Origin of the sequence: Mycobacterium sp., assembly GCF_035570115.1 — a bacterium.
Lineage (GTDB): Bacteria > Actinomycetota > Actinomycetes > Mycobacteriales > Mycobacteriaceae > Mycobacterium.
In genome coordinates this window covers 1-10,282 of record NZ_DATMLH010000143.1, presented here as the reverse complement: position 1 = coordinate 10,282, position 10,282 = coordinate 1, and the positions used below count along the sequence as shown (strand labels likewise).

Genomic DNA, 10,282 nt, shown 5'->3' with positions numbered 1-10,282 from the left:
AGCACGTGGCCGTCGTATGTCCCGGGGGCTTGCTGGTGCCTCCCAGGGACTTGCGGGCAGTTCGCCTGGGCGTGGGTCATGCCGTTGCCCATCGAAACGCACACCGTTTTGCCGTCGTCGGCGTAGGCCGGTGCCGCCAAGGCAATCGTGGCGGCCGCGATGCAGGGAACTATCGTTTTGAGGATCATGTAATCCATAACGCAGCTCGCAAGGGGTCGGTAGCAGAACCGGACAAATTCCGGACGGAATAACCGCATTTCTTGACGGTTTTTTGACGCGACCGAGAAGCATCGTTGTGGCCGCCGCGGCCGTGGTGGCCATGGTGGTGACGGCCGGTCCAGCCGGCGCCGACCCGACACCACCACCCGCAGGCAGAGGACTTGCCGAAGTCCTTGGCGGCACAACTACATTGGGGCTGTCGATACCCGGTGAAACGGTCTCAGTTGGCGCTGCCACTATCGGCGTGATTGCCGGGCGAGCGCCGGGGGCTGGCAATTTCGGCCAGCGAGGTCGGGCATCATCATTACGCTTGCCGCATGGCGACGTTCGTTCTCGTGCATGGCGCCTTTCATGGTGCGTGGTGTTGGGAGAGTTTGGCTCCGCTTCTGCGTCAGGCGGGACATGAGGTAGTCGCGATGGACTTGCCGATTGAGGACGGCTCGGCGAGCTTCGAAGACTATGCGGATGTGGTGTGCGCTTCCCTGGACGGGTATGGCGACGATGTGGTGGTTGTGGGGCACTCGTTTGGCGGTTTGACGATTCCGTTGGTTGCGGCTCGTCGGCCGGTGCGGCACTTGGTGTACCTGTGTGCCGTGGTCCCGGAGGTTGGCAAGAGCGTCTACGGTCAACTGGCCGACGAGCCGGAGATGGCGGACTTGGGTTATCACGCGGGGTGCACTGAACCCGATGCGCAACTCCGCATGAGGTTCGTGGATCTCGCATTGTTCCGGGAATGGGCCTGCGCCGATTGTGACGACACTGTCGTCCAAACGGCCTTCGGGCAGTTGCGTCCGCAGTCGATGTACTCTGCCACCTTGCCGTTCTCGCTGGCCCAATTTCCCTCTGTCCCGTGTACTTCCGTGATATGCAGCGAGGACCGTGTGCTTGGCCGGGAGTGGGCAGAGCGGATAGCCCGCGACAGGCTGGGCGCAGAACTGGTCGAGCTTCCAGGAAGTCATTCACCGTTCCTTTCACGACCGGCAGCTGTTGCTGACGTGTTGCTCCGCGTGGCTGGGAAGTAGTTCACCGCCCATTCAGACCCGTTGCGGCGGCGGCCGGCGCAGGTCGTGCTCGGGCCCTAAGCGGATCCGGCCGTCTTGGCGCCCTTGCCTGAAGAAAGGTGCAGGTTTGACGCCTGCCGCCGCCACGTCAGTTGGCGCCGTTGTTGGTGGCCAATCTGACTGCTTCGCGGCCCGAGCCCGCTACCGGCGCTTAGCGCGGCGGTACAGCCAGATGGCCCCAGCGACGATGGCCACCAGGAGGATTACCCCGACGCCGACTTTCAAGAGGGCAGCGGCCCCGAGGGCCGTCCCGACCCCTCCGAAGTGATGCCCAGGTCTTATCCGTCTAGTTCCAAACGACGCAAGAACCGTCACCAGCGACAAGGTCAACACGTCCAACCCCTCCGGGCTAGCGGGGTTCGCGCGATGCGCTGCGCATCCTGAACCCCGCGGAGACGAGCAGCACGACCCCGCACGTCAGGAACACGCCGAACCGCAACTTACCGGGCCGCGCGCGCTCCACCGCCTCAACCTACTACCCAGAGACTTCCGGGATGTGCGGATAAAACACACCCCGAGGACCTGACGCACCATGAACACCACCACCAACCCCCACCCGAGCGTTCCCGTTCTCCACGCCATACCGCTCGAAGATGTCAGCCATACCCGGGAAGGTAGGCATTGCAGCACGGCGGTTTAATGAACGGCATGAGCGAGCAGTTGGAGTGGGTCGAGGAGAGTGAGAGCACGTACGTAGCGGAGAGCGGTAAGCGCCGCTACATCATCTCTAAGCAGTCCGATGGGCAGTGGGCCGTCGCACTATCCGATGGGGCCGCTCTTTTCTCCGCCAAGGTCAATAAGCCGCGCCTGGCGGCAACGCTCGAGGAGGCCGAGCAGATCGCGGATGGCTGGCAATCTGGGTTCGGGCATTGACGACGTACCCGACGGACGGAGGGCCGACCAGGTGAGCACTGACACGGCCTACTACCGGGCTGATGTGCGCGACCTTAATCCCGGAGACGCCGCTACCCGTACGCTAGACCCGCTCGATGGCAAGGAATACACGTACGCGACAACCCGGCTTGATGTAGCGCGCGGGATCGCCGCAAGACATCCTGATTTCTCTGTTTACCGCGTCACGCTCGACGAGCCCATCGAGGAAGACCCCGACGCTGCCCAGGACGGCATTGGTGAATTGTTCGTCAGGTCTCCGTGGGGCGCGGTCGTGGATGTCGTCGACGAGAATGAAACACGGAGCTGACGCCCGGGTCTGCCGGCATATTCGGATCAATCGGAACATTTTGTTGTCGGCGCTCGATGCGCGCGAGGTCGCGGCGTTTTTACTGGCTGCTGCGGACCAACTCGAGGATTTCTCGGAATATGCGGGGATGATATCCGCGCAGATGATGTGAGCCATGCCTGTCGTGCTGTCAGTGGTCAGCGGCCTCCTTGTGACCGCCGCACTTGTGAGCGTCGGTCTCGATCTCGCCAGATGGGAGGCCCAGGAGCAGATTTGGCGGGCGCCCCCACCATCACAGAAAGGGCCGCCGTGATCGGCCGCTAGTCGGCCTTCCATGCTCAACTCCGTTCGCTATTCACGATCGGCCGCCGCGCCGGTGCTTGTTATTTCACCGGCGGGCGGCCGACGTCCCAGCTGCGGGCGTCAGCCGCGGGCCGAAAGATAAGCCCACGCCCCCAGCACCAGGTCTCTACCGGTGTCCGCATCCGTCTCTGTTAGTTCGGCGCCGCTCCGTCCGCGGATGGGCCGGTACGGCGAACCCGCCCATCGCCGAGGAAGGCTCGCGGCAAAGCCCCGCGACGGGTGGGAGGTCACAATCTCTTCGCACTCTTCGGCGTCCTCGTCGGCGTCTCTGCCCGGCGCCCGCAACTACTAAGCAGCCGCGTGCGCGGCCAGCACCGCATCGATGAAAGCCTCGATCTCCGCCAGCTTGTCGGGATCCGACATGCTCGGTGCCGCGCTCAGGAGCGAGTTTCCGTCGACCTTCAGGACGCGGCCCGACCTGCCCACGTCTTGAAGGGCCTCATCGCATTCGATTTTTACTTCGACGTCGATGTGGCCGATATGGTCCAGGCGAAGCACCCAGCCCTTGACCTCGGCATCGGAATCGCTCGCCCCGGTGCAGGTCAACTGACCGAGAACGCGACCGGTCACCCAGAACGCGGTGCGGGCGGTCGAGCTGTGCTTGATGCCGAGTGTTGCCTCTGCAGTATCGGTGAGGCGGCGCAGTTGCAGCACGTAGGCCGCTGGCATTGTCTCGCCGGGCGCGCTGTTTCCGAAAAGGCTGCGGCGGAATTCCTTTAGGGCTGGTGTTTCTTCGATGTCGGGCATGGATTCAAGGCTATGGCCGGCACGTCCTCGGATCTGCACCGCCTCGTGAGCCGAAACAGAAGCGGTCGTGGCCCCGACCACAGAGACGACGCCGGCGACCGCGACAAGGGCGCCGACGTGCGCGATGATGGTGCGATGAGACGTCCCCTGGCGGTGCTAGGCATGGCCGCCGCACTGGGCATGGCCCCGCCTGCGCATGCCGCCCCGGGCAGCTCCGATCCGAACCTCGATGCGAGTTTCCTCGATGCGCTCACCAAAGCCGGCATCACCGTCCTAAGCCGGTCGGGCGCCGTCAAGGACGGTAAGGCGGCATGCGGGATGATGGAGCGAGGGCAGCCGGAACTTGACGTCATCCAGCACGTGACAAGGCAGAATCCAGGCTTGAACATGACCAGGGGCGCTCAGTTCACCGCGATCGCGGCGAGCGCCTACTGTCCGCAATTTTTGCAACGCGCCAGCAACACCGGCGGGGGCGAGCAACCCCCACCAGTGTCTCCCCCCGCATAGACGGCCGTCGACGGACCTGTTTCCGTCGTCCCGGGTTCCGGCGACTGCAGTCACCAATCTGCTCGCCGATCCCGTCATTGCGCCGATTTCCAGCCGTTCCTCCTCAAGAATGGCCGTACGGCATGCTGCTGGAAAGCAGACGGTCGCCAAGCTGTTCGCGCATCTCGCCGAGGTCACTAACCGAGGAAGAGCGCAAATGTCCGACACTCCGCCGGCGCTGTTGGGCCTTTATGCGCCTGCCCGGTGCGCTTGCGCCATCGCATTGGCGGTCTGGTCCGGGCACTGCTGGCGAATGGTGGTGCCGGTCAGGACGCCGGCGCTGGTTGCGCTGTAGCCGCGGGCCTCAAGAGACGCTTCGATGGAGCCGAGGCTCGTCCCATTCCGCAGTGCTGCGCAGACGTCCAAACGGGAATCGACGGAAGCGGCCTGCGCGGGTGCGGCGAACGCGAACGCGGCAGTCAACGCACCCGCTGCGGCGAAGAGAGAAATCATGGTCTTTGCGTGGTGGCGCCCATCGCGGTGTCCGCTGCTGGTGGTCTGTCGCATGTCAGCCTCGCTAGCCCTGAGGTCACCGTCCGATTTAGTGGCCGTTGCCGTCTATGAACGCATGAGCGATAGAAAGGCTGCCCGATCCGGGGCCATCGTGACCCATTTCACGATGGCGGAAAGTCGGACGGCGAAGTGACACAGCTCGGCCTGGGACTTGACGCCGCCGGGCACCAGGCGCGGCGCAGCAGACTAAGGCGCCGAACTCGGGACGTGCCCGATCAGATGCGCTCTGCGCCGGCCGCCCGGAGGTCGGCAATGCTGGGGAAGCCGTCGACGGCCATGAGCAAGTCCAGTTCTGCGAGTACTGAACGTAATTGGGACACCAGACCGTCAACTCCGCCGATAGCGAGGGCGTAGAGGTAGGTGCGGCCGATGCCGACCGCGGTTGCCCCCAACGCCAACGCCTTGGCGACATCGGAACCACTGCGGACGCCTGAATCGAACAGCACCGGCAGGCCCTCAGCCGCTTTGACCACCGCCGGCAGGGCGTCTAAAGATGGCAGCCCACCATTGGCCTGGCGGCCGCCGTGATTTGAGCAGTAGATGCCGTCGACACCGTGATCGCGAGCTTTACGCACATCGTCGGGGTGCAGAATGCCCTTGAGCAAGATCGGCAACGTCGTCGATTCGCGCAGCCAGCTCAAATCCTCCCACCGCACGGGATGGCCAAAGACCTTCGCCCACTCCAGGGCGGCCGCCGCGGGATCTTCCTCCGGCGTCTTGGACAGCCGCGCCCGAAAGACCTCGTCGGTGAAGTAGTTCTGCAGGCAATAGCCGCGCAATTGCGGGAAATTCGCCATGTTCAGATCGTGCGGTCGCCAGCCCGTGATCCACGTGTCCAACGTGATGGCGACGGCCTTATAGTCGGACTGCTCGGCGCGGCGCAAGAAGCTACGCGCGAGCTCCTTATCGTTGGCGGTGTAGAGCTGAAAGATGTTCGGGGTGTCAAGGGAGTGCGGGCGGACATCTTCCATCCGGTCCTGCGTCAACGTCGACGCCACCATCGGAACCCCGGTTATTGCAGAGGCTTTGGCCGCCGCGATATCGCCGTGCATGTCCTGCGAGCACACCCCGACGACACCCACCGGCGGCATAAACAGCGGGGTGGGCAGCTGCATGTCGAACAACGACACCGACAGGTCCCGTTCGGTCGGAGCAACCAGCATCCGCGGCACGATCGCGTACCGTCCGAAGGCGTCGACGTTGGCCTGCTGGGTGCGTCCGTCGCCCGCACCGTATCCGACATAGGAGTAGATCCACGAGGGCAGCACCTCGACCGCCGCAGCCTCTAACGACTCATGATCGACCGGAAATCGCGGCAGCTTCCCGTGCAGACCGTCCAGATAGATCTCCATCTGGTAATCGCCGTAATGCTCGCTTGGCATGGATGCGCTCCCTTAACTGCTCAGCCTTCGGTCCGGACGACGTCAATACTTGAAGGGGTGCATACGCCTGTCGATGTGCCTCATGCGCCAATTAGCGACGCATTGTTGTCGCCATCAACAACGTTGCCCGCGGAAACCCCACGCTAAGAGGCAGGCGTCCCTGGCAGCCCCCTGAGCTCCGGCGAGTACCTGCACACGGTGCGCAGTCCTTTCCCGTCCACCTTGTCCCAATCGATCTCCGCCGCCGCCCGACGATCGCAGGTAAGCATGTAGTAGACGCCGGTCGAACTCGTGCCACCCACCGATGTCATCGCGCCGCTGACGACGACCGTGCCCGACTGAAACTGAGGGTCCGCGAACAGCGTCTTCCATATCTGGCGGGTGGGCTCGATCATCTCAACGTCATCCATGCCGCTCGTGCCCCCTAACGGATCGCCGATGGTGTAGGCAATCTGACAACTTTTCTCGTTGTCGCAGTGCACGCTGATAGGACCATCCAGTTGCCTCGCCTCTTTGTCGGCGGCGATCACTTGCTCGACCACCTTGGCGACCGCATCATTGGTCACTGTGAATACGGCGGGGGCCGTATAGCCGGGGGTGCATCCGACGAGCGTGCCAATAGCGAAGGCAACAGAGACGATTACTGGCCGTCTCGCGCGGATCATTGGATGGAGATTACAAGCGCCTGCGCGCCGACACTGGTGAATACGAGAACGGCAACTTCTTGGTCGACATGCCGCCGATGCTGTAAGTGGTTGTGCGGCAACGACGCTACTCGCGCCGTCCGCCCGATATGCCCACTCGGTCCGGTGGCGGCTCGGTGGTGGCCCCGCCGTTGTCGCTGGCGCGTTGCAGGAATTGCGGACAGTAGGCGCTGGCCGCGATCGCGGTGAACTTCGCAGCGCTGGTGGTGCTGATTCCGGGGTTCTGCTCGGTCACATGCTGGATGACGTCAAGCTCGGGCTGGCCTTGGCCCATTAGCCCGCACGCGGTCTTGCCCGCGTTGACCGCTTCGGATCCGTTGTTAAAGCTGATGCCCGCCTTGTTAAGCGCGTCCAGGAAGCTCGCGTCAACGCCCGGATTGGGGCTGCCCGGGTCGGCGTGCGCCGGCACGCCCACACCCAGCGCCGCGGTGATGCCGAACAGCATCAGCACGCGTTTCATCGCTTCATCATCGCTCACGTCGGCGCGGCTGTGGTAGCTGCCCCGCGGACCCGAGAAACGCCACATAGCCGCAGTCATCCTGCCAAGATCAGAACCGTGGCCGAGAAAATCGAAGTTCAACGTAAAATCGCCGCTCCCCCAACCGACATCTTCGCAGTGCTCTGCGATCCGCAGGGTCATGTCGCCATCGACTCATCCGGGATGTTGCAGGACGCGGAGGGCGGGGCCGTCGCCGCCGCGGGCGACAGCTTCGTCGTTCATATGGACCGTGACTCGCTCAACGACTTTCCGGAACTGGGCAAGTACGACGTCACCGTCAGTATTCGCGACTTCGAGCCCGACCGGCTGATCTCGTGGACGGTTCTGGGGCAGATCCGGCCTCAGATCGGCCACGTGTACGGCTACCGCCTCGAACCTGATGAGCATGGTGAGGGCACGCTCGTCACATCGTTCTACGACTGGTCCCAGATTGACGACAAGTGGCGCGAGGCCGGAATTTTTCCGGTGATTTCCGAACTCGCATTGCGGGCCACGCTGGGCATCTTGGATCGGACCGTGCGCCGCGGCTACTCAAAGGGCTGAGCTCTCCGGACCAGCGTCAACCCATAGTTGACGATCGGCTGCCGTCAACCTAACGTTGACGAAATGACAGACTCCACTCCTGGGGTGAAAGCAACCATCCATCCCATCCGACTCGACGAGCTGATCGATGCGATCAAACAGGTGCACACCGACGTGCTGGACCAGCTCAGCGACGCCGTCTTGGCCGCCGAACACCTCGGCGAGGTCGCCGACCACCTCATCGGGCACTTCGTCGATCAGGCCCGCCGATCGGGAGCCTCCTGGACCGACATCGGCAAGAGCATGGGCGTCACCAAGCAAGCCGCGCAGAAGCGGTTCGTGTTGCGGGCCGAGGCCACTTCACTCGACCCCAACCAAGGATTCGACCGCTTCACCCCGCGGGCCCGCAACGTCGTCGTCGCCGCGCAAAACGCCGCGCATGGGGCCCACAACGGCGAGATCACCCCCGACCACCTATTGCTGGGTCTGCTGAGCGATCCGGATGCGCTGGCTACCAAACTGCTCACCGCGCAGCAGGTCGACCCCGAATCTGTTCGTGCAGCAATCACACTGCCTTCGGGCGTCGACAACCCGCCGCAGCTGGTCCCGTTCAGCGGTATGGCACGCAAAGCACTCGAGCTCACCTTCCGCGAGGCACTTCGCTTGGGCCACAACTACATCGGCACCGAGCATCTGCTGCTCGCGCTGCTCGAACTGGAAGACGGCAGCGGACCGCTGCACCGGGCGGGCATAGACAAGGACCGCGTCGAGACCGATCTGGCCGCCGTGCTGGAATCTCTGGTAGCCGGTAAGAAACAGGCGACCTAGCCGTCGTGGTGTGCCATCATGCGAGAGTCATAGAGGCCGGCCCGGAGGAGAATGATGCGCCGCTGCCTGGTTGTCTTGGTCACCGTTATCGCCGCCACCCTGGTCGGGGTTCCGCGCGCATCGGCCGGCGACGCTCCGATCGGCCACCTCGGTGACACGTTGCGCGTCGACACCGGAAAATACATCGCCGACGTCACGGTCAGCAGCGTCCAACCGGTCGACCCGCCGCCCGGGTTCGGCTACAACCGCGTGGGCATCCCGGTCAAGAGCTTCCCGAACAGCGCGGTGATGCGCGCGGACGTGGCGATCCACGCGGTCAGGGTGCCGACCCCGTACCAGATGCTCACCGACTTCACCTTCGACGGGGTCACCCCATTCGGCGACGCCTACAAGTCGCGCGCGTCCGACGCACCCGACGCGCTGGACGCCGCGCTAGCCAACGCACCGACGGGCTCGATCGTCCGCGGTGGCGTGTACTGGGAGGCATACCGCGATCCGGTCTCCACCGTCGTGCTGCTGGACAAGAAGACGGGTTATCACTTGGCGCAGTGGAACCTATAGCCGCGGACCCGCTTTTGGCGGTGCGCATCGCCACGGCGGATTCCGTCGACATCGCCGAGTTGGCCGGGGCCGCCGCGCGGACCTTTCCGCTGGCGTGTCCGCCGTCGGTCACGCCCGCGAACATCGCGGCGTTCGTCGATGCCAACCTGTCCGCCGTACGCTTCGCCGAATATCTGTCCGATCCGCAGCGGTTGATCCTCACCGCCAGTCAGGATGGTCGAATTGTCGGTTACGCCATGTTGATTCGCGGCGTCGGCGACGATCCCGACGTACAGCGAGTCGTGCGGGCTCGACCCGCCGTGGAGCTTTCGAAGATGTACGTGCTGCCGGATAATCACGGCTCGGGCGTATCGACGGCACTGATGGACGCCGCGCTCGCGGCCGCCGCCGACTGGGGCGGCGGCTGCGTATGGCTGGGCGTTAATCAGAAAAATATTCGCGCACAACGTTTTTACAAAAAATGCGGCTTTACCGTCAACGGCACCAGAACATTTCAATTGGGTGGTCGCACCGAAAGCGACTATGTCATGGTCCGACCGTTGGCAGCCTAGTCAGCTGAGCGCACAGCTTCCTGGTGGCAACCCTGATGTCTATATACAGTTAGCCTAAGTAATAAGGAGGCATGAAGGGTTTTTCGCGTTCTGCAGCGGCAACAGCGATAGTGGTCGCGGGCTTGGCATGGGTCGGCTTGCTAGCGGCCGATCAGGCTCAGGCTCAGCCTGGGCCGTTCCCGCAGTGGTGCCCGGGCGATTCCTGGGATCCGGCGTGGGGTCCGAATTCCGACTGGAACCGCTGCCACAACAACCCGGTTTTGCCACTGCCTGCACCCGACATACCGGGACATCATCTTGGTCACCATGGCGGGCCGGGGAGCCCTGGCAACCCCGCCGGCCCTGGTCTCCCCGGTGGACCTGGTGGACCAGGCGGCGGACCCGGCGGTGGTGACCACCCCGGCGGACCAGGCGGCGGACCCGGCGGTGGTGACCACCCCGGCGGACCCGGCGGCGGACCCGGCGGAGGCGGACCCGGCGGACCCGGCGGAGGCGGACCCGGCGGGCCCGGCGGCGGACCCGGCGGAGGCGGACCCGGCGGGCCCGGCGGCGCACCCGGCGGAGGCGGACCCGGCGGGCCCGGCGGCGCACCCGGCGGAGGCGGAC

15 protein-coding genes are annotated in these 10,282 nt (G+C 64.4%); 9 read left to right on the top strand and 6 right to left on the bottom strand.

Features of this window, described 5'->3' with window-relative positions:
* Nucleotides 1–197: hypothetical protein (locus VNW74_RS13975; protein ID WP_325677754.1), on the bottom strand; the 197-nt coding region annotated here is incomplete at its 3' end.
* A gap of 339 nt (nucleotides 198–536) precedes the next feature.
* Here VNW74_RS13975 and VNW74_RS13970 point away from each other — a divergent pair.
* The 3 genes from VNW74_RS13970 to VNW74_RS13960 all read left to right on the top strand — a co-directional run bounded on the left by VNW74_RS13970 (nucleotide 537) and on the right by VNW74_RS13960 (nucleotide 2,481).
* Nucleotides 537–1,241, top strand: a complete 705-nt coding sequence (locus VNW74_RS13970) for an alpha/beta fold hydrolase (RefSeq protein WP_325677752.1) — start codon at nucleotides 537–539, stop codon at nucleotides 1,239–1,241.
* Between the two features lie 687 nt (nucleotides 1,242–1,928).
* On the top strand, nucleotides 1,929–2,153 hold the full coding sequence (locus VNW74_RS13965; RefSeq protein ID WP_325677750.1) for a hypothetical protein: 225 nt from the start codon (nucleotides 1,929–1,931) through the stop codon (nucleotides 2,151–2,153).
* Between the two features lie 31 nt (nucleotides 2,154–2,184).
* Nucleotides 2,185–2,481: a hypothetical protein gene (locus VNW74_RS13960; RefSeq protein WP_325677748.1), complete on the top strand. Its 297-nt coding sequence runs from the start codon at nucleotides 2,185–2,187 to the stop codon at nucleotides 2,479–2,481.
* A 630-nt stretch (nucleotides 2,482–3,111) separates the two neighbouring features.
* On the opposite strand, the gene VNW74_RS13955 is transcribed toward VNW74_RS13960, so the two are convergent.
* A complete protein-coding gene (locus VNW74_RS13955; protein WP_325677746.1) occupies nucleotides 3,112–3,570 on the bottom strand; it encodes a hypothetical protein in 459 nt (152 codons plus the stop codon).
* Between the two features lie 135 nt (nucleotides 3,571–3,705).
* Between VNW74_RS13955 and VNW74_RS13950 the strand changes: the two genes are divergently transcribed.
* Nucleotides 3,706–4,077, top strand: a complete 372-nt coding sequence (locus VNW74_RS13950) for a DUF732 domain-containing protein (RefSeq protein ID WP_325677744.1) — start codon at nucleotides 3,706–3,708, stop codon at nucleotides 4,075–4,077.
* A 228-nt stretch (nucleotides 4,078–4,305) separates the two neighbouring features.
* Here the strand turns inward: VNW74_RS13950 and VNW74_RS13945 are convergent, their stop codons facing one another.
* The 4 genes from VNW74_RS13945 to VNW74_RS13930 all read right to left on the bottom strand — a co-directional run bounded on the left by VNW74_RS13945 (nucleotide 4,306) and on the right by VNW74_RS13930 (nucleotide 7,253).
* Entirely contained in the window at nucleotides 4,306–4,623 is a 318-nt protein-coding gene (locus VNW74_RS13945) for a hypothetical protein (protein WP_325677742.1), read from the bottom strand.
* Between the two features lie 221 nt (nucleotides 4,624–4,844).
* Nucleotides 4,845–6,011: an alpha-hydroxy-acid oxidizing protein gene (locus VNW74_RS13940; RefSeq protein ID WP_325677740.1), complete on the bottom strand. Its 1,167-nt coding sequence runs from the start codon at nucleotides 6,009–6,011 to the stop codon at nucleotides 4,845–4,847.
* Nucleotides 6,012–6,154: 143 nt separating this feature from the next.
* Nucleotides 6,155–6,676, bottom strand: coding sequence for a hypothetical protein (locus tag VNW74_RS13935; RefSeq protein WP_325677738.1), 522 nt, complete (start codon nucleotides 6,674–6,676; stop codon nucleotides 6,155–6,157).
* A 106-nt stretch (nucleotides 6,677–6,782) separates the two neighbouring features.
* Complete coding sequence (locus VNW74_RS13930) at nucleotides 6,783–7,253, bottom strand: DUF732 domain-containing protein (protein WP_325677736.1); 471 nt, start codon at nucleotides 7,251–7,253, stop codon at nucleotides 6,783–6,785.
* Between the two features lie 18 nt (nucleotides 7,254–7,271).
* Between VNW74_RS13930 and VNW74_RS13925 the strand changes: the two genes are divergently transcribed.
* From VNW74_RS13925 to VNW74_RS13905, 5 genes are all read left to right on the top strand, one after another.
* Entirely contained in the window at nucleotides 7,272–7,757 is a 486-nt protein-coding gene (locus VNW74_RS13925; RefSeq protein ID WP_325677734.1) for a polyketide cyclase, read from the top strand.
* Nucleotides 7,758–7,820: 63 nt separating this feature from the next.
* Nucleotides 7,821–8,564 carry a Clp protease N-terminal domain-containing protein gene (locus VNW74_RS13920; RefSeq protein ID WP_325677732.1) on the top strand — a complete coding sequence of 248 codons (744 nt, stop codon included), beginning with the start codon at nucleotides 7,821–7,823 and terminating at the stop codon, nucleotides 8,562–8,564.
* A 54-nt stretch (nucleotides 8,565–8,618) separates the two neighbouring features.
* Nucleotides 8,619–9,125 carry a hypothetical protein gene (locus VNW74_RS13915; protein ID WP_325677730.1) on the top strand — a complete coding sequence of 169 codons (507 nt, stop codon included), beginning with the start codon at nucleotides 8,619–8,621 and terminating at the stop codon, nucleotides 9,123–9,125.
* Nucleotides 9,126–9,139: 14 nt separating this feature from the next.
* Complete coding sequence (locus VNW74_RS13910) at nucleotides 9,140–9,676, top strand: GNAT family N-acetyltransferase (protein WP_325677728.1); 537 nt, start codon at nucleotides 9,140–9,142, stop codon at nucleotides 9,674–9,676.
* A 71-nt stretch (nucleotides 9,677–9,747) separates the two neighbouring features.
* Nucleotides 9,748–10,282 (top strand): hypothetical protein (locus VNW74_RS13905; protein WP_325677726.1); only part of this gene is annotated, 535 nt, incomplete at its 3' end.